Source organism: Amycolatopsis nivea, from assembly GCF_004522235.1.
GTDB classification, from domain to species: Bacteria; Actinomycetota; Actinomycetes; order Mycobacteriales; family Pseudonocardiaceae; genus Amycolatopsis; species Amycolatopsis nivea.
Genome location: NZ_SDLT01000023.1, coordinates 126,883 through 149,794, shown reverse-complemented (window position 1 = coordinate 149,794; position 22,912 = coordinate 126,883). Strand labels below are relative to the sequence as shown.

General features: G+C 66.4%; 11 protein-coding genes and 1 pseudogene. 5 read left to right on the top strand and 7 right to left on the bottom strand.

What is annotated here, in order from left to right; genetic code table 11:
* Positions 1 to 181 precede the first annotated feature (181 nt).
* Together EIZ44_RS25805 and EIZ44_RS25800 are read left to right on the top strand one after the other, a co-directional pair.
* On the top strand, positions 182 to 1,573 hold the full coding sequence (locus tag EIZ44_RS25805) for a transcriptional regulator (protein ID WP_240691417.1): 1,392 nt from the start codon (positions 182 to 184) through the stop codon (positions 1,571 to 1,573).
* A complete protein-coding gene (locus EIZ44_RS25800) occupies positions 1,570 to 1,920 on the top strand; it encodes a signal peptidase I (RefSeq protein WP_134731679.1) in 351 nt (116 codons plus the stop codon). Before EIZ44_RS25805 ends, EIZ44_RS25800 begins: the two co-directional genes overlap by 4 nt.
* Here the strand turns inward: EIZ44_RS25800 and EIZ44_RS45665 are convergent.
* The gene (locus EIZ44_RS45665) at positions 1,909 to 2,769 is read right to left on the bottom strand and encodes a hypothetical protein (protein ID WP_240691416.1); all 861 of its coding nucleotides are present in this window, start codon (positions 2,767 to 2,769) and stop codon (positions 1,909 to 1,911) included. The genes EIZ44_RS25800 and EIZ44_RS45665 overlap by 12 nt on opposite strands.
* A gap of 801 nt (positions 2,770 to 3,570) precedes the next feature.
* Here EIZ44_RS45665 and EIZ44_RS25790 point away from each other — a divergent pair.
* The 3 genes and pseudogenes from EIZ44_RS25790 to EIZ44_RS46175 all read left to right on the top strand — a co-directional run.
* Entirely contained in the window at positions 3,571 to 3,843 is a 273-nt protein-coding gene (locus EIZ44_RS25790) for a hypothetical protein (protein WP_134731677.1), read from the top strand.
* A gap of 39 nt (positions 3,844 to 3,882) precedes the next feature.
* Positions 3,883 to 4,437, top strand: a complete 555-nt coding sequence (locus EIZ44_RS46180) for a helix-turn-helix domain-containing protein (RefSeq protein ID WP_134731675.1) — start codon at positions 3,883 to 3,885, stop codon at positions 4,435 to 4,437.
* Positions 4,338 to 4,652: pseudogene (locus EIZ44_RS46175) on the top strand (Scr1 family TA system antitoxin-like transcriptional regulator); the annotation flags it as partial. The gene EIZ44_RS46180 and the pseudogene EIZ44_RS46175, both read left to right, overlap by 100 nt.
* A gap of 181 nt (positions 4,653 to 4,833) precedes the next feature.
* Here the strand turns inward: EIZ44_RS46175 and EIZ44_RS25780 are convergent.
* The 6 genes from EIZ44_RS25780 to pglW are packed head-to-tail and all read right to left on the bottom strand — an operon-like array spanning position 4,834 to position 22,708.
* Complete coding sequence (locus EIZ44_RS25780; RefSeq protein WP_205673299.1) at positions 4,834 to 6,939, bottom strand: DEAD/DEAH box helicase; 2,106 nt, start codon at positions 6,937 to 6,939, stop codon at positions 4,834 to 4,836.
* The gene (gene brxD / locus EIZ44_RS25775; RefSeq protein WP_134731673.1) at positions 6,936 to 8,258 is read right to left on the bottom strand and encodes a BREX system ATP-binding protein BrxD; all 1,323 of its coding nucleotides are present in this window, start codon (positions 8,256 to 8,258) and stop codon (positions 6,936 to 6,938) included. The genes EIZ44_RS25780 and brxD overlap by 4 nt, the downstream gene beginning before the upstream one ends.
* Complete coding sequence (gene pglZ / locus EIZ44_RS25770) at positions 8,255 to 10,930, bottom strand: BREX-2 system phosphatase PglZ (protein ID WP_338081090.1); 2,676 nt, start codon at positions 10,928 to 10,930, stop codon at positions 8,255 to 8,257. Before pglZ ends, brxD begins: the two co-directional genes overlap by 4 nt.
* The gene (locus EIZ44_RS25765) at positions 10,927 to 14,703 is read right to left on the bottom strand and encodes a DUF6079 family protein (protein WP_134731708.1); all 3,777 of its coding nucleotides are present in this window, start codon (positions 14,701 to 14,703) and stop codon (positions 10,927 to 10,929) included. Before EIZ44_RS25765 ends, pglZ begins: the two co-directional genes overlap by 4 nt.
* Positions 14,704 to 14,711: 8 nt before the next feature.
* Positions 14,712 to 18,368, bottom strand: coding sequence for a BREX-2 system adenine-specific DNA-methyltransferase PglX (pglX, locus tag EIZ44_RS25760; protein ID WP_134731671.1), 3,657 nt, complete (start codon positions 18,366 to 18,368; stop codon positions 14,712 to 14,714).
* A complete protein-coding gene (gene pglW / locus EIZ44_RS25755; protein WP_134731669.1) occupies positions 18,365 to 22,708 on the bottom strand; it encodes a BREX system serine/threonine kinase PglW in 4,344 nt (1,447 codons plus the stop codon). Before pglW ends, pglX begins: the two co-directional genes overlap by 4 nt.
* Between the last annotated feature and the right edge of the window lie 204 nt (positions 22,709 to 22,912).

The following is a 22,912-nucleotide window of genomic DNA, read 5'->3' as shown; positions in this document are numbered from 1 at the left end:
CAAGATGCCGCACCGGAGCCAATTCAACTTGCCGAAACCAGACGAATGGACGGGCCGCACCGCATCAGCGCTGCAAGCCGCTCTCCGAATGAGCAATGAGGGTTTCGCCGCGCACCTCGGCATCGGCGTACGCACCGTCGCGTCCTGGCACCAGAAGCCGAACCTGCGCCCGCGGTCGGAGATGCAACAGGTGCTCGACCGCGCCTATGAGCAGGTCGGCGATGCCGAGCACGCCCGCTTCGCCGAACTGACCGGCACCGCACCGGCCGAGGCACCCGGAGATCCCCGCCTGCACGACGACCCGAACATCGCGTCCGCGCTCGAATGGATCGACCAGCACACACACTGGTCTCCCGGAACCGCGCGCCGCGCAGTCGCCGCCAAAGCCGCGCAACTGGACACCCAAGCCCTGCGCGACCGCAGCACACGCCGCAGCTGGGTCACCCAACGCGACACCGCCGACGCGCTTGCTGCCTACTACGGCAGCCGAACCGGCGACCACGGCCTGTACACCGCGCGAGTCAGCACCGAACTCGTGAACACCAGCATCCTGACCTGCGCGAACTGGCTAGATCTCGACTGCGAGCTACGCCCCGCATCAGACCGATTCAAAGTCGCCACCGCGCAGCCCGAGGCAGACCTGGCCCTCGACGAGCGCGCCGCAACAGCAGCAGTTCACCGGCTCGCCGAGTCGCTGGCCATGAACACCCGCCTCGTGAACAGCCCTCTGTACCACGCGCTCGCCCTGGACACCGCTGAACACCAACTCGCCGGATCCTTCGGCACCACGCACTTCGTCCACTACGCACTGACGCTGGACCTCCTGGAAGGCGAGCTGGTCGACGTCATCATCGCCGGCGGACCGCTCAAGCTCCCTTTGCGAGACCGCTACCTCCCCGACCTCGCGTCTGTCCTCAACGTCAGCGACCGCCTCTGCGCCGGCGGCGCACTCGCCCTCACCGCCATCGCCCGCCCTGCCGACCCGTTCCGCGGAGAAGCCGACTACGTCCTGCTAGTCCAAGAACGCTCGGGCAACGTCCTGAACGCGGCCCGCCGCCTGGCCGTCATCCCGAAGGGCTTCCACCAGCCCCTCACCGACGTCCGCCGTGACACACAGATCGGCGCGACGCTACGGCGCGAGATGGAAGAAGAACTGTTCGGCCGCCCCGACATCGACAACACGGTCACCGACTCGCTGACCGCAGACCCGATGCACCCGACGCTCATGTCGGAACCAATGCGCTGGCTCATGCAAAAACCCGGCCGCCTCCGCATGGAGACGACCGGGTTCGGGCTGAACTTGGTGAGCGGCAACTTCGAGTTCGCCAACCTCATCGTCATCGAAGACGAAGAGTTCTGGAACCAGTACGGCGGAGTCGTCGCCGCGAACTGGGAATCCTCGACGCTGCGCCAATATTCGACCACGGACATCGAGCTTCTGACCGAACTGCTGACTGATGTAGCGTGGAGCAACGAGGGTTTGTTCGCCATGACGCAAGGACTTCGACGCCTCGCGGAAATCGGCGGAGACCGGGTGCACCTGCCAACGATCGAGTGGGAGATCAGCGAGTGACCGAGGGCTGGACCAGCGGCAACGCCAACGAAGACGCTGCAGGTAACCGCGGCTGGCTGGTCGGCCACTTCCTCGACCCCTCGCACGGGGTCCGAGCCACGAACGACGTGGAAGTCAAGTGGGCCGACCACCCCGCAGGGGACAAGCGTCCGGAGTGGACGGCTGACGACCAGCGCACCACGCTCGTCATGCTCATCTCCGGCGAGTTCCGCATCGACGTCACCGGCGGCACGAAAACCATGGCCCGCCAAGGTGATTACACCATGTGGGGTCACGGTGTCAACCACTCTTGGGAAGCGCTCGCCGACTCCGTCGTGCTGACCGTCCGCTGGCCGTCAGCAACGTAAGTCGATCGACGGCAACGACACCCGCGCACCGCCGATCTCCGACAACCGGCGCAGGCCGAGCAAGAACGCGAACAGGCCCTCGTTCGTCCACTTCTCGTCTGCGATCAGCTCGCTGACCAGCTCCCCGTCGAGCGTCGAGTACTGCCGCAGACCGGAGACTTCCCAGTTCGCCTCGACCACGCCGCCGAACCGCGGCCAGAACTCTTCGTCCTCGATCACGACGAGCGCCGCGAACTCATAGTTGCCGCTGACCAGGTTGAACCCGAACCCGGTGCACTCCGTCCGCACCCGACCCGACTCCGCCATCAGCCACCGCATCGGCTCCGACAGCCGGGCCGGGTGCATTGGGTCCGCCGCGCGCTGGACCTCGCCGGTGGTGTCGACGTCCTCCCGGCCGAATAGCTCTTCCTCCAGCTCACGCCTCAGGGTCGCGCCGATCCGCGCGTCGCCGCGTTGGTCCGCGAGCGGGCCGTGGAACCCCTTCGGGATCACCGCGAGTCGGCCCGACCCGTTGACCACATGACTCGATCGCTCCTGGACGAGCAGCAGATAGTCAGCTTCACCGCGGGCGGAGTCCGCCGGCCGAGCGATCGCCGTCAGTGCCAACGCCCCACCAGCACAGAGCCGGTTGCGGACATCGAGAACGCTCCGAAGGTCCGGCAGCAACTCGCTCCGCAGCCGCGTCTCACCGGCCTCCAACTCCCGTTCGAGCAGGTCAGGCCCCAACGCGTACTCCATGAACGACGCTGTGCCGACCATTCCGCCGACCCGCCCGGCACACACGTCGACGTCGAGCAGCCGATACAGCGGCCGATCGATAATCCGGACATCCGCCGCAGTAGCTTTCACCAACCGAGACGCCCCATCATTCGGAGCCGCAGGCCGCGGTCCCAGATCCGAGCGGACATCCAGCGCGAACGAGTCGCTAGCGGAGTCCAGATCAGTCCAGTCCGGCCTGGTCAAGATACTCGTAGCCACGGCTTCGCCGCCAACCTCGGCCGCGAAGTAGCAATGTTCGCTGCCCAGCGCACCGTAATATCGCCGAAGCTCCTCGGCCTCCGCCTTGCGGAGGCCAGGCCGGCGCGCTCCACCCGGCTGAGTTCCCTCTACGCCATGCCTGGCTGGCGTTCCGGCCAGCCAGTCAATGCCAGGGATAAGCGCGAGTCCACCCCGCCGGGACGTCTCTCCGCCGAAGAATGCCCGAACATCCGCGACCGGCCGACCAAGCACCCGCCCAGGCTCCGGCCACTGATGAGGCAGCGGACGATGCCCACCCGACTCCCAACGCGCCACGGTCGACACCAAGAACCGCAGCGAGCGCCTCCTGGGTGTAGCCGGCGTCAGCATCGCCACACTTACGCCGTGGTCTCGCGCCGCCTGTCGGCCTTGGATGATTTCAACAGAACACCACGTCAAGGACACCACCGACCTCGTCCGTACAAAACCGCCGTGACACCGCCCGCAGCTGGTCGCCTGGCCCGAATCGACCGTCCTGGACGCTCCAACGAGCGCTTTGACGAGACACGTCACAGCTGTCACGCCCGAGCTTCGCCCTGCTCAAAGCCCCTTTTATCGCGTCACACCGCCCGGCGCCCGCCTGGCACACCGTGACGGCTCCGAGACGCCCCGACCACCGGTACGGAGACCCTTATGCAAGCCCTGATCTTCATCGACCTAGACCACGTCCACCCCGTCGTTGACGGCGTATGGCACCGCGCCCTTCTCGACTCCGTCCCGGAACCTGGCGACGACGTAACCATGCTCTGCGGCCTCACTGCACCTGCCGGCTTCCAACCGCGCGACCGCCGCGATCCCAACAGCGCGCTGCTCACCTGCGTCTACTGCGACGACCAGTACCGCCTCGCCCACGACATCCCGGTCGCTCCGAACCATCCGGCGCTCCCGTCGTCTCGCCGCAAGTAACGCTTCGCCCACTGCCAGCAGAAACGAATCAGAACCGCCATGCCGCCCACCCCTCGCACCCGCATCCTCGGAGCCGCCCTCCGCGACGCGCGCGTCGAAGCAAACTACGGACTCCGCGAACTTGCGCGCCGGATCGGAATTTCACCCGCGATCCTCTCCGGCGGGGAGCAAGCGCACCGCACGCCGAGCCTCGCCGACGTCGCGGGAATCCTCGGCGCAACCGGCACCGCCGGCGAGACGAAGCGCGACATCCTCCTCTTAGCTCGCGGCGCAGCTGGGGAATCATGGGTCCTCCGCAGCGCGCCGCTTTCTCCTGCCCGCTCCGCCGCCCTGCGGGCCCACAAAATCGCCGCTCAGCACGTGGTGACCTGGGATCCGGTAGCAATCCCGGAGCTGCTTCAGGTGGCTGACCGGAACCTCGAACCACGCTCGACCGTGATCGAAGCGTTCATCAGCGACCAAGCGCTACACGCCGAAACCTCCGCGCCGACGCGCAACGACGTCAACTGCGGTCGCTCGTCCAACTGGCCAAGTCGTCCCGCTTGTTCACCTTACGAACGGTCTGCTCAGACCCGGCATGGGACTACGGCCTGACGACCGCTTTCGACCGATACTCGATGCCAACCGGCGAAACGGTCATCTACTGCGGGCAGCGGAGTCTCGGCGTCTTCATTACCGAACGAGATACTCCTGTCTCGTCGCATGAAGCAGACGCAGAGCTACTTCGAGAGATCGCGAAAGATCCTCGCGAATCAATCAACGAGTGCGTCGCCGCGCTAAGATCAGCCGCGACGACGCAACAAACATGACTATGCGGACTAGATCAAGCTGCACTGGAAGCGTGCAAACGATTCCTGTAACTCGGAATTAGCCGGCAATCGCCCACCAGGACCGCCACGCCGTACATGGAAGTCGTAATCGGCCCGCACGCGCCATGAACAATGCCAGGAACCGATGTGCTTTACAGGCCCCGAGCAGCCCCGCCGATCTTCATCCAACGACGAACCGAGCGGGTTCCCGGAGCATCTTCGCCGCAGCATTGAGGTCTGCAAGCCGTGCAGCCAACGTCGCAATAGCGAGCCAGTGTGGCAACGCCTCGCCGAACTTCAACCCCTCCAACGCCCGATCGTCGATCTCCGGCAGACAGAGGGGTTGAACAGTATCTGCGACGGCTGCTCGCCACATGTCGCGATCCATGTCGGAGCGAAGCCGAACAGACACGTCGTCGAACCGCTGCTTCTCGTCCGCGAGATGCCCCAAGGTCGCAGCCAGGGTCGCGTTGGCCCGGAATCCAGCCCACGTCCACCAGCGCACGTCCAGCCCCTGACGGCTGATCACCGTGCCTCCAGGATGCACCGAGCCGAGCCGGTCCTCGCGCAGGTCCGACATTACCCGCGTGGCTCGCCGCGTCAGCTTTACCGGCGGATCTTCGCCGAGCAGCACGTCGCGGGCGGCGCGGGAGAGATCGAACCCCACACCGCCAGTGCCCGGGGTCATCCAGCGCGCGCGGCCTCCCGACTCCACTGGCTCCACAAAACACCGGCGGCGCTTCCAATCGATCCACGTGACCTTCCAGCTGCGTCCGCCCAGCAACAGCAAACGAGGTCCGTCAACCTTCTCAGTCAGCAATGCCGGATCGGCCCGACCGATCTCGCGGCGCCCCTCGAGGACCGTGAACTGCGGCGGAGCCGTGAACACCGCGGTCATTCCCATGAAGTGCTGGCGGCCGAAGCGACGTTCTGCCTCTTGGCCGATGAACAGGAGCTCACCGTCTTGTTCGAGGAAGCCCTCCTCAACCAGGTAGCGCGCGATCGGCTCCGCGCTGCGGTCGAACGGCGCCAGTCCGTTCCACGCCTCGCTCCACAGGCTGCTGCCGACTGAGTTCTCTTGCAGGCACAGGGCGAGGATCTGCTGCGCCACGATGTGGCGAGGCTCCGGCGGTGCGTGCACCGGCTCGATGAAACCGCGGCTCCACAACAGAACCAGCGCGTAGGCCCACAGTAGCGAGTTCTTGTCGAGAGCAAGGAAGAGGCAGTTCCGGGTGCTGTTCGGCCGACGCCCCGTCCGTCCCAGGCGCTGCAGGAACGACGCCACTGTGGAAGGCGCGTTGATCTGGATGACGCGGTCGAGGTCGCCGACGTCGATGCCCAGCTCCAAAGTGGAGGTGGACACGATGACACAGTCGCGTGCGTCGGCGAACGCCTGCTCGGCTTGTCTGCGTTCGTCCAGCGATAGAGAAGCGTGCGACAGATAGGTCGGCACGCCCCGTTCGCGCAGCGCGGCCCCGATTTCCTCGACCAGTTGCCGCGAGTCGCAGAACACCAGTCGTTTCTCGCTGCGGTGCAAAGCCGCGATCACGGTGGCAGCGTTGTGCACGGAGCCGACGTAGTCGATTTCCAGGTCGCCTGGCGGGATCGCGCCGGACGCAGGCTTGGCGTCGGGGGCCACCACCCGGGGCTCCCGCGTGGTGCGGTTCGAGCCCTGCAACCAGGTCACCAGTTCATGCGGATTTCCGACCGTTGCCGAAAGGCCGATGCGCTGGATCGGGGCACCGGCGAGCCGGGTCAGGCGTTCAAGGACAGCGAGCAGGTGCCACCCACGGTCGTCACCGGCGAAGGCGTGCACCTCGTCGATCACGATCGCCCGCACGCCGGCGAAAAGCTGCGTGTGGTCGACATTGACGCTTACCAGCATCGCCTCGAGCGATTCGGGCGTGGTGAGCAACAGATCAGGTGGATCACGGAGGATCCCGCGGCGAGCGCCGGCAGTGATGTCGCCGTGCCAGAGCCCGACCCGCCTGCCGAGCCACGCCGCATAGGTCTCGAGCCTGGGCAACAGGTTGTTCAGCAACGCCTTCAGCGGGCACACGTACAGCACTGACAGGCCGGTCCAGCGATGTTCTTCCATCGCGCTCAGCAGCGGGAAGCTGGCTGCTTCTGTTTTGCCGCCTGCGGTCGGGGCGAGCAGCACCGCGTCGTCTCCGCCGAGAAGCGGATCGATCGCCTGCTCCTGCAGCGGCCGCAGCGATCGCCAGCCTAGGGTGTTGACGATGTGGTGCATCAGAACCGGATGCAGGCGCGCCAATGCCTCGGTCACGGCACGTCCAGCTCGACGTCGTCTGCACTCGCTGCGGCGTTGCGCTCGGACTCGGTCAGCTCCGTGTTCGACACCGTCAGCGCATAGTGGACGCGAGGATCGAAGTCCGCGAACTCGTCGACCCGGTCCAGGATGTCCGCCACCAGCTTGCGCAGATACAGCCGCGGCGCGACGCCGACTTTGCCGCCCAGCTGGCCGGTCAACGCCGTGGCCAGGGTCCGCAGGTAGGCGTCGTCGACCTCGCCCGAGATCCGGTCGGGATTTCGCGCGACGCTCGCATACAGTTCGCGGGCCCGCTGTCCCAGCTCGACGAGCCGATCCAGATCGAAGCCGAGCAGTCGCAGCTGCACGGCGCGCGGCGAGTCGAACCGGGCGTCTGTGCTGAAGTCGGTTGCCAGCCGCTGCGCCAGCGGTGGCAGGCGCTGCACACCTTGCTGTCCGTCGAAGAAAGCCGGGGTTCCCGTCATAACCACGAAGAGTCCGGGGAATCGACCGGCGTCGATCTCGTCCAGCAGCTGCCGGAGCGCGTTGAGTCCCTTCTCTCGTACGTCGCCACGCACCCGTTGCAGGGTTTCGGTCTCGTCCAGCACGACGAGGAGGCCGGGGTGTCCACAGTCCCGCAACACGGTGAGCAGACCCTGGAGAAACCCGAGCGCGCCGAAGTGGTCGAGGTCGCCGCGCACTCCGGCAGCCCGGCGAGCGGCCGCGGCAACGGACTTCTGACCGCCCAGCCAGGCGATAAGGGACTCCGCAGTGGCGTTGTCCCCTGCGGACACCGCCTGCTGGTAACCCCGCAGTGCCGCGGCGAACGCCGGAGTCGTCCGAGCTACTTCCGCAAGGCGTTGTTCCATCAGCCGTTCGACCGCGACGGCCAACGCCTGCTCATCGTCCTCGGCGACTTCTCCTGCCTCGATGACCTGTTCCTCGAGGGTGTACAGCCAGGAGTCGACGACGGCACGCAGCGCGCTGGGCTGGTGGCTGGCGGTGCTCAGCCGCTCGGCGAGGCGCCGGTAGACGGTCTCCAGGCGATGCAGCGGTGTCTCGGTCTCGGAGATCTGGATCTCGGTGGTCGCAAGCCCTCGGCGTTTCGCGCGCTCGGCCAGCCAGCGCGTGAAGAACGTCTTTCCGGATCCGTACTCACCGCGTATGGCGTGAAAGGCCGCGCCGCCGCGGGCAACGGTTGCGAGATCCTCGTCAGTTGCGGCGACAAACCGGTCCAGGCCTACGGCGAGCAGATCCAGCCCTGACTGCGGCACGGTGCCGCGCCGCAGGGCGTCTACTGCCTCGCGCCGCCGCGCCGCACTCGCCTGAACCGTCATCGCACCTGCACTCCGAACTGCGTCTGAAGCATCTCGCGATCAAGCTTGACGCTGCGGTCCCCGTCGCGCAGGGTCAGAACCGGATACCCGTCGACGTTCAGCAAGCGCTCCAAGGTCCGGACAAAGAATTCCGGGCGGCGGGCCGCCCGGCCAGCCCGTTCCGCGACGGCACTGAGCGAAAGCGTCTCGTCCGCGTCGAGCAACGCGTCGATCACCGCCGCCACGACCTGCTTGTCCGGTGCCTTCGGCACGAAGGCTCGCTGGGCGGCATACAGGTCAGTCGCCACGACCTGGGTACCGACGGATTCGACCGGCCCGTCCACCGCGAACAGCGGCACGGCTGCAGCCGACTCGGGCTTGCGACGGCCGGACTTGCGAACCGGCGCAGGCTGCTCCGGGAGTACCGTGCGCCGCTGCTCCCACCAAGCGGGGGTGACGGCTTCAGGGGAGAGAAAGTGCCAGCCGGTCGGCACAAGTTCGTCGAACGGCAGGAGTACGAGGACGGGCACGATCACCTCGGCGAGCGACGCGCCGCCGTGGTAGCCGGATTTCCGTGCGGTGTAGCGGATGTCCTCGCGCCACGGCAAGGTCACCCGGCCGTCGCCGCAGAGCACGCGCGATCCGGTCAGCTCGATTTCGCCGTCGCCCGCCGGGCCGGTGCGCCAGCGGGCAGACGTTCCCTCCGCCTGCACGGGCTTCTCCGCCGTCGACCGTTCCAAGACGTGCCCGTGGTCGGAGACGAGCACGACTGGCCGGCCGTATCCCCTTGCCGCGTCGAGAAGTTCACGCAGGTAGGTGATGTCCCTGATCGACCAGCCAGCGCGCTCGCCCTCCTGGCCGTGATCTAGGGCGTCGTCGATTGTGTTAAGGACCACGCCGACCACACCTTCATCGGCGAGCGCAGTGAGCAGTTCTTCGGAAAGCCGTTGACCGGCCCCGCCCGCTAGGCCGCCTTTGTGGAACAACGTGGCTTCGCGCCGGTGTTTGCGCCAGAACGCGGTGAAGCCCGCTCGCTCAGCTGATTGGTCGCCGGTGCTCGGCAGACCGGAAAGCAGACTCGTCCGGCCCGCACGAGTCACGGTGGGGAACACCGTCACTGCGGCGACGCGTTCGCCCTGACGCGGCGAGGCTTCTCGCCAACCGCCGGCTGCAGCTTCCTCGCCGATCGCTGTGCCGATCGCCGTGCTCATCCCGTCGAGGACGATGACCAACGGCGAGCGCCGGCTCGCGACGGGGCGAGCGACGGTGTCGAGGACGTTCTCGATCAGCAAACAGCCGTCCGGATCGGTGCCAGCCGCGCGGGGAGCCCACCCAACGAGCTGTGCAGCGAATTTCTCGTCGAGCCGGTCGCGTCGGTCACGGGCAGCGTCGTGAAGCACCCGATACGCCTGCGTGACGGCTGGGTCGGCATCGGTGTCTCCGACCCACAATGTCGTCAGGGCGCGGTCCACCCATGCCCAATCCATCACCTGGCGGTTCGCGGCGACCGCAACGGAGCCGACGTCCGGAAGCGGCAAGGCCAGCCAGCGGTGGATGCGGACCGCCATCTGCGCCGTCCTCAGCCGCTCCGGTTCCAGCCGAGCCAGTCCGTGGTCGCGCACCACGTCGAGCGCCCGCTCGACCTCGGTGATGCTGCCCTTGACTGGGGTTGGTGACAGCGCGCTCGCCAGTGCGTCCAACGCAGCCGCAAAGCTGGAGGGCAGGAACCGGCTGTCGCGAAGGGCCTCGGTGAGGTGCGCGGTCGCGGCGAGTTGCTCGGCCCGGTTCGCGACATCGGCGATCCGCTCGCCGGCGAGCTTCCCCCCGGCCTCGGCCTCGTTCAGCCAGCGCTCCAAGGTCCCCTCCACCGCTTCCGTGAAGGCGCGCAATGCCGGCGATCGGACGCCTGCCAGCAGTCCGCCGAAGGCGAGCGCGGCTTCCGGGGAGGCGCCCGGACGGGTTGCGACTGTGCTGATCAGGCCGAGCGGCATGGCGTCGGACGCCTTCCCCGCGGCGGCCAGCCGCAGCACGATCGGGGCGACGTCGCCGACCGAACTTGCCAGCCAGCTGGTCATTCCAGCCTGCTCCGGCTCCGGAAAGCGCGCGAACCGAGCCGGTCCTACGGGGTCGAGCGACCAGGCGAGCAAGGCACCCGCATCAAGCGCGTCCTCGCGCAGGGTGCCGATGCCGAGCCGGGTGCCAATGAGCGTTCGCATGGCCGTATCGCGGGTGAGCACTGACCCGCTACGGGGCCAGCCGCCGGCCGGTTCGGCATCCAGCAGCGCGTCGATCAGCCACGACTCGCTGCGGATGCGCGGGTCGAGGTCCGCGGCACCGAATCGCTGCGCGACGATCCGGCCGCGGTCGGCGGTGCGGGTGGAGCGCCCGAGCGCGTATCCGCGGATGTCCCAGCCGAGCTGCGCATCGTCGACGCTCGTGGTCACCACGAGGAAGTCGTCGGCATTCCGCTCGGCCTGATGCCGCTGCCACGCTTCGACAATGCCGAGCACGGAGTGCTGATCCGTGACGTGCACTCGCTTGCGATCCGATTCGGTGTTCACCGCGAAGTCGCTGCTCCCGTCCTCAAACCGGCCGTAAATCAGCACGAGCCGTTTCGTCTTGGCATGCGGCAGCCAGTCCTCCAGCAGGGTTTCGATCATCCGTTTGGTCAGCTGAGGCGGCGCGGTGGTCACGACCGGTCCTCGCCGACGACGCGCCAGTCCAGGACGATCTCGACGCCGGGGTGGTCCTTTGCGTAATCGCGAATTTCGGCAGACAGGTCGTCCAGGATGCCTGGCAGCCCGTGTTCGACCGCATTGGTCGCGATCCGGCGCGCAGCCGGCTTCGCTTGTCCGGCGGCCGGTTGCGCGTTCTCCACCGGACGGCGCGACACCGGGTCCAGCGGCAGACCCTCCTGCACCGGTGGGAGGACAGGCGCAGCGGGAGGGACCGCGACGGCGGCGAGGCCGGCAGCTTCCTCGATCAGCGAAACGGCACGCCGGCGGACACCGCTCAGCACCGGGGGCAGCGAGCGGGTGAACTCGTCGGCCTCGGCGGTCTCACCGATGTCGACCAGCAGCCGCCGGGCTTGCACGTCGACGACATCTTCCCGGCCGACGAACCGGCGCACGGACTCGACGAGCTTCCAATCGACCTGGTCGAGCGCCTCGAGCACCTGCGGCGCGGTGGCGATGGCATTGCCGAGCACCTGGTCGTTCACGTCGTCGTGGCGAGCGTCGGCCAGCGCGCGCACGATTGCCGTCGCGTCTCGGATGGCGGACAGCCGGGCGAGGAGATGTGCTGCGTACCGCGCGACCGTGATGCGCGCGGCCGCGGCAGACACGCCCAGCTGATCGGCCCGCGCCTCCAGCGTCCGGCGGAGGTTGTTGACGGCTGTCTCCAGGCTCGTCACCTTCTCCCGCACGTCGGAGGCGAGGCGGTTGACGTTGCGGGCGACCAGGTATTCGGGCACGTTGACCCCGAACAATGCTGCCGCCCGACCGCGCGCTGTGGCGAACTCTGCTGCCGACGGAAGTTCCTGAGCTCGCAATGCGTGCCCGGGGCCGATCTTGTCCAGCTCTGGAGCCTCGCGCAATGGCGAACCGTGCATGACCCAGGCACGGTCGGACAACAAGGCGTAGGTTGCGATGATCAGGTTGGCGACCGCCTTGTCCAGCCCGGTGTAGCCCAGCCCCTCGATCCAGGCGCGGATGTTCTCGACGGAGTAATCGCCGTCGACTCCGTGCTGCCCGGCCGCCTGCTCGATGCGGCGCCGCCACTCTGCGGAGACATTGAGCGGACCGTCGGTGACCTCGCCGAGTTCGAGCGGATGCACGACCCGGCGGACCAGCGCCAGCTGCGGCCGGTCGACCACGATGCGCCGCTTGCCCTCCTCCATCGCCTGGGTGATCCAGCCAAGGACGGTCTTCAGCTCGCCGACGGTGATCGCCTTGCGGTTCCCGGCGGTGTCGAAGTCCGGGTGCTTCGGGTACAGCGCGGAGAACAGGCCGTCCGCGAGGGCAAGCCCGTTCTGCTCGAAACCCGCGCCGGCAAGCAGCCGGGGCGTGTGCCCGGGTTGGAGAGACAGTACGTGTCCCTCGTCGCCAACCTGCGCGCCGAGGGTGGACTCGTCGGCCCTTGCGATGCCGTAGACCTGCATCAGGGAAGCCGCGAGTTGCGATTCGAGGGTTTCGGCCTGGGCCTGCAGCTGGTGGCGGATCTTGACCCGGTCGTCCGCGGATCTGTCCCCGGCGTAATCGTCGAGCCGATTGCGCTCGAGCAGGTACCGGATCTTGAGCAGCCGCCCGAGCTGCTTGGACTTCTGCGTCGACAGGAAATGCGGGATCCAAGCGATCGTGGCTGCGGCCACGCCTTCGCGCCGGAGCCGGTTCACCCGCGCGGCATCCTCGCTCGGCGGGTGGCCGTGCTGGTCGAAGGGATAGTCGAGGATGATCCGGATCCGCCCGGGCACGCTGGGCTCGAACTGCAGGTCCGAAAGGTCCTGGCTGTCGCGGATATTGGCGAACACGAACTCTGCGGTGCGGCGCGTGCCCTTCCACACCACCTCACGCTCGCAAGCGAATCCGTCGACGTCGCGAATCCCGAGCTTCTGCCACAGCTGCCGTTTGGTCCAGATCCGGCGGACTCCGATCGAGTCCTGGTCGCCGACGTCGTCCAGAAGCGATTCGATGTCCAAATCGGACAGTTGAAGGCGGAACACCGGGTCCTCGTCGCCTTCGGACCGCAGTTCGCCGAATTCGGCTGCCAGCTCGCGCATCCGGCCGACGACCATCGTCCCTGGTGCGACGGTGCGCGAACGGATGGAGCCGTGGTTCAAGGCCGCCAGCCGTCCCCCGGTCAACCGCGCCAACGCGGAAACGTCCGGTGCCAGCGCAGCCAGCATCAGCGTCTTGACAAACCGGTCGTCGGCCACGAACCGCGGGTCGCTCTCACTGCCGTACTTCGGGAGCAGATACGCGCGCACCTTCGTGTGGAATCGGTGCGCGGCCGCGGATTCCTGCCGCAATCGCTCGCTGAACGCTTCCTCGGTGCCGTCGGCGAGGACGTCCCAGAGGTCACCCAGCGGAATCAGCTCGCCGAGTTTCATGTCGTCGCGGCGCCGAAACAGCATTTCCTGCAGAAGTTTGAGGCCCGTCCGTTCACGCTGCAGCGCCCCGGACAGCGCGACGAGCACGTTGAGCAAGGCAGGCGAAAGCGGGTAGACGGCACGGAAATCCGTCCAGTCGGCACCGGTGGCGCCATTGGCGTCCAGCAGGACGTCGCGTACGGCCGAGTTCGTGGACTCGATCGCGGTGAACGCGCCTTCCAACGCGGTTTTCGCCTCAGGTGTCTTCGGTTTGAGGACGCGTTCCTTGATGATCGCCGGCAGGTTGCGGTCTTCCAGCGAGACGACGTCGAACCGCTCAGCCAGGTACTGCACCTGCGCCTCGAGGTTCTTCACATCCGCGCCGGTGACGTCCTCGCCAACCAGTTTGGACAAGTCGCGCTGCCGGGAAATGAACGAGGCGATCGGCAGCGCGCGGTCGGCGTTGCCGGACTCGATCAGCTTGACGAGCTTGCTGACCTGCGTATTGACGAACTCCTGGTCAGCCATGTGCGCTTGCAGCCACAGGATCAGCTCGTCGAGGAAGAGGATCAGCCCGTCGTAGCCGAGGTCGCGGGCGTGGCGGCTGATCACCGACAGGCCGTCCTCCAACGGAAGGAACGCCTCGGCATCGCCGGTGGCACCGCGGCTGTACGCAGACATCGGCCCGGAGAGCAGCGCTGTGACAAGGGCGTCGCGTACCGGGTCACCGGCGGGGGCGTTGAATGCGTGATCGAGTTTGGCGGACGTCCAGCCATTGACGGTGATTCCTTCGATGACGTCCAGGTCATCGACGTCATCGTCCGCGGCGACCTGCGCTTCGCTGCCCAGCCATTCGGCGAACCGCACGTCGTCTGCGAGGAATTTCCGCTGTCCCCGGGCGTTTTCGAGCATTGCGTCGGAGCGATAGACCGCGGGGGTCCCCTTCTTGGGGTGCAGTCGCCGGACGGTGCTGACGTAGCCGCCGAGGATTGCCGAGTCGATGTCGGTGTGGCCGACCAGGTGATAGGGCACCATGAGGAACTTCTTGCCGCGCAGCCAGTCGTCGTGCTCGGCGATCACCGGCTGCAGCCCGCTCTTGGCTCGCGCGACAGGCTCGTTGTTGAGCACCGCGTGCAGCACGGTCAGGAAGTGGCTCTTACCGGAACCGAACGAGCCGTGCAGATACGCGGCGTGGGATGCGCCGTCCCGGACGGCAGCGCGCACGATCGACAGCGCCTTGCCGAACGCCTGCCGGAGCTGATCGGTCACCACGTACTCGGCGACGCGCGCGTCCGTCTCCACGAACCCCTTGGTGAGGTCGATCTTGAAGTCGCCGGCATGGACGGAATCCGGGATGTCGATAACGTCCCGGAGATACATCTCGGCGCTCACTGCTGATCACCCTTTGCGCTGCTGGTGCGACGCCCGCGGCGCGAGGCCTCGGGACGCCATCCGGTCAAGTCCTGCTTCGCCAGCTGATGTTTGGTCAGCTGCTCGTCGAGGAAAGCCTGGTATTCCTCGGACGGCACCCCGCCCCACTCTGCGTCGTACTCGCCGTGCCACTGCTCGACCCACGGCATGACCTCGGCAAGCCCAGCCAGCAACGGCTTCAGCCGCCCGGCTTCCCAGCCGGCTTCCTGCGTCCGGTCGTTGATGACGTTGACCAGCGCCTGCGCCTGGTCCTTGTGATCCCACCCGGCCCAGCCGAGCAGCAGAGTCGGGTCGCCGTCGGGGCTCGCGTCGGGGTAGGAGATGAAGCGTTCCTTCGGCACGTCGAGTTTGCCGCGCTGGGACCAGTAGCTGGTTTTGCGGAAATCAGCGGAGGTGTACTTCGGCGGCACCGGGATGTCGAGTCGTTCGCCGGTCCTGTCTTCTTCGCGCTGCTGCTCCCAGACCTTCTCCCACTGCGCGCGCTTGCGCAGCCCGGGGTCCTTATAGCGCATCGCGGCGAGGAACGGCACATGCTCGTCGGCGATGATCTTTTCCAGAACCTGGGCCAGCGTGAGGTCGCGTTTGCCGAGGTGGTCGGTCGCGTAAAGCTGCGCAACCGAGTGCATGTCGGCGTCGCCCCGGAACGCGTCGGCGAGCTGGCTGATCGTCCGTACGTGGGGCTGCTCGAATCCGTCCCGCAGGCTGTACCAGAGGTCGCGTCGCTCGCAGCGGTCCAGGAGCCAGGTTTCGAGGGCTTCGGCTTCTTTCTTCTCCCACGGCTGCGTCGCCCAGCGACGTTTGCATTCCGGGCGTTCGATCAGCGCGATGTCGCGGCGTTGTTCGATGATGTCGATCCGCGCCTGCACGATCTTCCGGTACCACTCGGGCCAATGGGCCGGGATCTCGGTGATGGGGGTCGAGCCGTGGCGTTCGAACCATGCTGTCTCGAGCTTGCCCGCTGCGACTTTGCGCGCAAGCACGATCTCAAAGGCGCGCTCGCCAAGACGGATCTCGGGAGCGTCACTATTACGGTCGGCGACGGTGACCTGCACCAGATCGGCAGCCGCCAGCAGTTCATACAGGCCGTAGGTGTGCCAGTCGAGTTCTTCCTGGATCGCGATCATTCGGCTTCGAACGCTCTCGTGCTCTATCCGCGTGTCGTTGAGGCGCTTCCTCGATGGCACCTCGCTACCGCACAATGCTCCTGGCTCGAGCGCCGCGAGCTGCTGAGCGAGTGAATCCAACAGCCGCCCACCGTTCAAAGCAAGGTTGGCAGGCAACGGGAAATCATGCAGAGATCCCGAGTTGAACTGATAACGTTCAGACCATTTTTCCGCGCTTACCCTTGCACCCGACCCTCCAACAGGATCACCTCCACCTGCATAGTTGACCTGCTTGATCCAAAAGCACGCCGTCGAAGAATTTAAGACGCCCAACAAGGAAAAGTGATCGCTCTCACTCGCACCTTGGGTCAATTGTATAACAGGTGCTGAACGATTGAATACTTTACCACCTCGGTCTAGGACGAAATGATTATGCGTCGCCACAAAAGCAAACGCGATAGACAGAGGTTGCTGAAATCGCCGAGGAAAGAACATGCTGTGGTCGAACCAACGCAGGCCGCGATCCTCTGGCTTATTACCGAAGTCAACGCGCTCACGCAGAACAGTTCTATTCGACCACAAGAACCGATATTCAAGACTGGTGACCATTCGAGCATCACCCTTAGAATCATACGGGAAAAATGTGGCAGTGCGCGCATCAATGTGGTAATCGCGAGCTTCCTCGCCGAGAACGAAAGGAACGAAGCCAGAACTTAGTGCACGTGTGCGCGCAGCGCTGCCGGGAAGGTAGAATGCGTCGTCAAGACCGGTATGCGTTGTTCGACCGTCTTCTGAAATTGCAGTGCCGAGCGTATCCGGAAAGCGCTCAATTAGTATCATCAAATCTCCCGCACCACCACCGCTCAGAGACCACGGAAACTTAGAGAAAGTTGCTCTATCAACGTCAGCGACAGACACCCAGTCCGACTCGCTTCCCGGCTCGCCGATCTGCGAGACGATCGCGGACCAGACTATCCCTCGCGACGGGTCTTCAGGCGGGCTCGGCTCTCCGCGAACACCGAGCACCGCCCTAGCGGGATCGTTTTGACGGTAGGGGTGGTTGCGGCCAACGAGGATGACTGTCGGCGTTCCATGTCCAGGAATGTAGGCACCGGATGTGTCAATGATATGAGTCAACTGCACAGTCGGCAGGAATCTCTCGATGAGCTTCTTGCCGAACTCGCGTTTCATGAATGAGTTCGAGGTAATCTGGCCGACGAGCCCTGCATCGCGGTCGCTGCCGTCGCGGCGGATCGCAAGTTGGAACAGGCGTTGCGTAAAAGGCACCGACAACGCATACGTGCCGGAACACGCATCGTAGCCATTACGGTAGTTTTGGTTTTCTCGCTTGTCCTTCACCGTGACGTAGGGCGGATTCCCGACAACGACATGGTAAGAAGCTCGTCCCAGAAGGTCACACGAGTCGGAGAACTCGTCGACGTCCTCGGTCGTGTAGGTGTGCGGCTTGTCGGATGGGAAAAGTTCACCCTGAACGCCCGGTGCGCCTCGGCCGTGCATGAGGGAGTCGCCGGCGGCTACGTTGATCGGGAACGTCGGAGCAGCCGCCAGGCGGGTCTCGCCCGCCGCGCGCAGCGCGGCGACGAGCAGCCGGAACCGGGCGATGGACACGGCGAACGGGTTCTTGTCGCAACCGTGCACCGACTCCAGCGAGCGCTTGACCAGCTCCCAGTCGTCGGTCCCAGGCTCAGCGATCCGCCACTTGGCCAGCAAACGATGGAAGATACCGAGCAGGAAGTGACCAGAGCCGCACGCCGGGTCGATCGTCCGCAGCCCCTTGAGTCCGAACTCCTCGACAGCCGGCTCCAACGTCAGGTCAAGGATGAACTCCTCAACGAACTCCGGCGTCTGCAGCAACGCATAAGTCTTGCGAGCATGTTCGGAAAGATCCTGGTAGAGGTCGCCAAGAAACCGAGTGTCCCACTCGGGATCGGTGAAGTCGTGGCGAAGCTCTTCGTCAGGCCGCCGCCAGAACTTCAGCAGCGACGTCGCCGCCTCATACGACGGCGTGATCTCCCACAGCGGGTTGTGCCGCTTGTCGAAAAGCCCGGCGACTGTGGGATGAGTAGCGGCAAGATGGTCGAACGCCGCGATCAGCCAATCGCGGTCGTTGTGGCCCGTGAACTTGCGGTTGTACGCCTCGTGGTGTTCTTCAGCGTCCCGGAGCCGCTCGCCGGGACCGGAAATGAACGGCCGCTCGATAAGCCCATTGTCCTCGCAGAACCGCACGAACACCGTGCCAAGCACCCACGCGGCCGCGACCTGCGTGACCCGCGCGTCGAGCCACGACTCGTACGTCGCGGCGGTGCGCTTCTTGTCGAAAGCGTCGTCGTACTCAGTCCGAAGCGCGGTGGCGAATTCGGGTTCTTCGCCAGCGCGCTCCCGGAGGTCGTCCTCCAGGATCAGCACCTGGCGTTGAAGATCCTTCACCAGCTGCTTGCCGTCTACCGCGCGCACTGCCGTCGTCACCGGTCGCTCTCGCCCTTCTCTCATGCCGCACCATCCGTAGCGCGGATCTTCTCGAGGAACTCGCGGTCGAGCACCACCTGTTCGCTTTTATCCGTTATTTCGACGGTCTTCCCGTTCAGCTGCGGGGTGTCGAGCGCCGACTCCGCCGGACACAACAGCCACAGGCCGTGTGGCGGGTCGCCTGGATCGCGGGCTGCGGCCTGCAGGTCGGTCAGCAGGGCGTGGCCGCCCTCGGCAAAATAGCGGCCCACCATGCCCGCATGGAACAGGAAAAACACCTTCTTGGGCTCGCGCGCCGCGTCGTCGATGTGGGAGCGCACCCGGTCCCAAGTCGCCCGCACATACGACGCCAGTCCTGGCGACATGATGCCAGTTTCGCTGAACCTCGCGTCCAGCTTGCCGACTTTCGCCCAGTCCTGCCTGCGTTCCGCCACCAGAGTTCGGAACGCGGCCACGAACTCGCGGTCGACATCGATCGCCCGCACCGGGTACCGAGCAGCAATGCCCTCCGGGGTGCCCGGTAAATAAGCCCCGCGCAAGGTGAGCGCGCGGAACCCGCCGCGCTCGATCGACGCCGCGAGCTTCCTCGTCAGTACCTCATGCGGATCGGCTCCGGCAGCCCGCACATGGCCGTGCGCACTGAGCGCCGACGAGGTGGAGAGACGCGACAGCTCAAGCGCCGGTGGCCGGAACGTCTTGGTTGCCGTGTCGTAGTCCAACGGGAAGCCGGCCGCGTGCAGCGCGTCTTCAAGCTCGACGTGGGTGAGCCGCTCGTCCACCTCGATGGTGGGAAACCGTGCTCGAACCTTTGCGATCAGGTCGGGCTGGGTGATGCCGACACCCCGCCGGACCCCGGCCGCGGCCTGTGAGATACGCAGAGCCCGCACCAAATCCAGCGCCTGCGGGTACAGCTCGAGCCGAGGCGACGCCGCCGCGTGCTCGGACATCACCGACGCCAGCTCGACGAGCCGGGTGTCGGCCAGCGGCCGCAGGCCCACCGGCACGGACACCGCGCGCAGCTCCCGCACGACGACACCCCGGCCGGGCAACGGATCCCGGCCCACCAGTTCGTCAGCGCGCACGCCGAGAGCGAGCGCGTAGTCCGCCATTTCCGGGGCACTCGGGTCCTGCGAGCCGGGCAGCGACTCCAAAGCGATCAGCACCCGCTGCCCTCGGCGCAGAACCGCGACGCGCGGGCCGGTTCCTTCCGTGTCGTTCGTGTGCAGGCCAGCCCAGGCTTCGGTCTCCACCGCGGCGCGCACGACTGCCATCGCCCGCGCCATAGTGCGCTCGGCGTCGTCCTCGCTGGCACCGTACTGGGCCCGCAGAGCAGCAGCCAGCGCCTGGACGGTGACGACTCGACCGGCCTCGGCGACCGCGTCGACCAGGTTTTTCCGAATGTCCGTCAGCCAATCCGCGGCCGCCCACTCCTTGAACGCGGCGGTGAGGTGCCGTGACACAGACGGCTGCGAGATGTCGAGCCGCTTGGCGACCGCGCCTTGCGAAGCCCACGGTTCCAACGGCTCGCCGCTGTCGGGCAGGCCGAGCGTCAACCGGATCACGTCGGCCTTGCTCGACCCGCGCCGGGTCTGCGCCGGAGTGAGGAGCGCGGCCAGTTCCTCGATGGTCCCGTCGCTCTCCCCGACTGGTCGCACAGCCGCGGATTCTGCCGCGTGCAGCAGTTTGGACCACTGTTTGTGCCGACGGTTGAGTTCCTTCCGCACCACCGCGCCCGCACCGCGTGCCTTCGCAATTAGGTGAAGCGGAACGCCGAGCAGCTGCCCCACACTCGTCGCCTCGAAGCTCTGTGCCACCGACACCGCTCGCGGGGTCAGGCCAGCCAGCTCGAGCGGGGTCTCGAGTTTGGCTGCAGCCGCATGCGCGTCACGGGTCTCATCCAGGGAGTCGCCTTCAATCCCGACCGTGTCCTGGTTGGTCGGCGGGGCAGCCGTGTCCGCGTCGACGAACACCGCGCGCCACTGATCCTCCATTTGCCGGTAAGTGTCGAAGCGTCGATCGACGTCGCGGTGGAAGGCACGCTGGAAAAACGCGGTGAGCCCGTCCCGGAGGGCGGGGTCGAACAGATCCGACGCGATCGTGGGCGTCTCGTCGGTCGTGGTCTGCGGGTTGTTCATGCCGTCGCCCCACACCGGCCGCTGGCCGGCGGCCATCTCGTGCAGGGTCACCGCCGCCGCGTAGCGCTCGGCGTGGTCGTCGAAGGCGGGACGCCGGAGGGAGCCGAGGAACGGGTCGAGGTAGCCGCGAGTGCCCGCGCGGACGTCGCGATCGGAGACGTTCGCGAGGGAAAAGTCGAACAACATCAGCTGCGTGGAGCGGTCGGCCCGCCGGTACACCCCGAAGTTGTCCGGCTTGAGGTCCCGGTGCCGTACCCCTTTGCCGGCCAGGTGATCGAGCGCGGTGAAGAGGTCTTTGCCGTAGCGGTCCAGATTGTGATAGCTGAGCTTGCCTTCGGCGCGCAGCAGTGCACCGAGGGTTGACCGCGAGATGTCCTCGCCGCCGGCGAACTCCAGGTCCAGGACCGTCCGGCCACCAAGGTCACGCGGGCCGTCGAGCAACCGGACGATCACTCCGCCGCCGACCTCGGCCAACGCACCCGCCTCGGCGCGGAGCCGATCGGCCTTCTCGTCGTCCAGCGCGACCTTGAAAACACGACGCTGGCTGTCTCGTAAGCCGTCTTCGTCCTCGCGAGAACGGGTGACCAGCAGGGCCCGAGCCGTCGCACCGGTGCCAAGGACCCGCTCAACCTCCCAGTCGCCGTCGACGTGCTGTCCAGGCACCGCGGTGAGGGGATCGACCTGTACCGGGGCCGCTTCGGCGGAGGCGGAGTCCTTCGCGGCCGCGTCGAGCTGGGCCAGGAATGCTTCGGCCGAATCGAGGCGGTCGGCGACGTCGGCGCGGGTTGCGGCGAAGATCAGCGCGTCAAGCTGGTCGGAGATGACGTCGGAGACGGCGTAGGGATGCAGTCCCTTGTCGGTGGCAAGCCGTTCGATGAGCCCGCTCCGCTGCGCGGCGGGCGGCGCTCCGGTGGCGATGAAGTACGAGACGGCCCCGAGCCCGAACACATCGAGGTCGACCGGATCGGCGAACGCCGTATCGACCTCTGGCGCCAGGTACACGTCGGCAGCGTTCGACACGTGCTCTCCCGGCAGCGAGGTGTTGCCAATCGAGGAAAACCCAGTCGTATCGAAGTCGCGGGCCGCTGCCTGCCAGTCGATGATGCGCATGACCGGTTTGGAGCCATCGTCCTTCGCCGACACGTAAACCGACCGCGCGGCGAGCGCGCGGTGATACAGGGAACGGCTGTGCGCGTAGTGCACGGCCTCGGCGAGCTGACGCACCATGTCAAGACGGACCTCGGCACTGAGGCCCTCGCCCTGGACCGCGAGGTAGGAATCCAGCCGCAGGTCGTCCGCTCGGTGGCGGAACAGGATCGCCGGGCCGCCCCCGTGGTCGCGGATCTGCACGGCCTGTGCGATTCCGCGGTGGGTGATGCCCTGCAGCACCTGGTACTCGCGACGCGCCGCGCGTTCGACGGACTGCTGCTGTTCCTCGCTCGCCTGCAGGTTCGTCAGGTAGATCCGGACCCGGCCCTCTTCGCGGACGATGTCCTTCCGCTCGGCCAGGCGGTCTTCCCAGGTCGGGCCGGCGTCGAGCAGATCCGGGCTCAGCGTCCAATCGTCGCCGAAGCGGAGGTGCGCCGTCGACGCGCGGATCCCGATTTCCGTCAGCAGACTCTCCAGGACCGAGGAGAAAGCAGGCGTGATCCGCTGTGAGTCCCGCTGCGGCGGGCGGGACAGCAGGTCACGCCACAGCTCCGACAGGCCGTGGGACACCCCGTCTCGGCCGTAGACCTTCGCGCGCTGCACGTCGTCCAGCTCGGACCGCAGATCCGGCGAGGACAGGAACACGGCGGGTTCGACGCGTGGAACCCGCTGGCTGATGTGCAGTCGGTTCGCAGCCCATTCCAGCCTGCCTTTGAGCTCCTTCGACTTGAGATCGGTGAGATGCAGCGGATTCCGCAGCGTGCGCGCCCGGCGGGAGCCGTCCTTGAAGAACCGCCAGGTCTCGCCGTTGTTCACGACCCGCCCGGGGTGCCCTTTCAGCTCGATCAGGTACAGCCCGCCAGGAACCGCGACAAGGAGGTCGCACTCGTTGACGCGACCCGAGGCACCGGTGAACGAGAACGTCGCCCACGCGCGGTAGGGCTCTGCATTCGGCATGAGCCGCTGCACATGATCAAGCCCGTCCTGCTCCCATGGATAGGGCGACGTCCGTTCCTGAAACCAGCGCTTCTGCCGCGGCGGAGGTCCAGGTTTGGGTCCAGTTGGTCCACCGCCCGGCAATGCGCCTCCCCTTGTTCGCTGATCACTGCTCAGCCGATGATCCTAGTCATTCTCGCCTCGCCGGCGTCGCATACTCGCAACAGGGCAAGAACGGACATCCACCTGGCTATCGAGTCGCGGTCACGCTAGGTGACGTTACGTCGCGACAGAGGTCGTGGCCGAGCGGTTACACACTTGGCAAACGCTCGTCCAGTGATCAGCAGC

Coding starts and splice junctions, on each gene's coding strand:
- EIZ44_RS25805 (WP_240691417.1), top strand. CDS start 182: ATGCAACAGGTGCTCGACCGCGCCTATGAGCAGGTCGGCGATGCCGAG.
- EIZ44_RS25790 (WP_134731677.1), top strand. CDS start 3,571: ATGCAAGCCCTGATCTTCATCGACCTAGACCACGTCCACCCCGTCGTT.
- EIZ44_RS46180 (WP_134731675.1), top strand. CDS start 3,883: ATGCCGCCCACCCCTCGCACCCGCATCCTCGGAGCCGCCCTCCGCGAC.
- brxD (WP_134731673.1), bottom strand. CDS start 8,258: ATGACGGTTCAGGCGAGTGCGGCGCGGCGGCGCGAGGCAGTAGACGCC.
- EIZ44_RS25765 (WP_134731708.1), bottom strand. CDS start 14,703: ATGTATCTCCGGGACGTTATCGACATCCCGGATTCCGTCCATGCCGGC.
- pglX (WP_134731671.1), bottom strand. CDS start 18,368: ATGAGAGAAGGGCGAGAGCGACCGGTGACGACGGCAGTGCGCGCGGTA.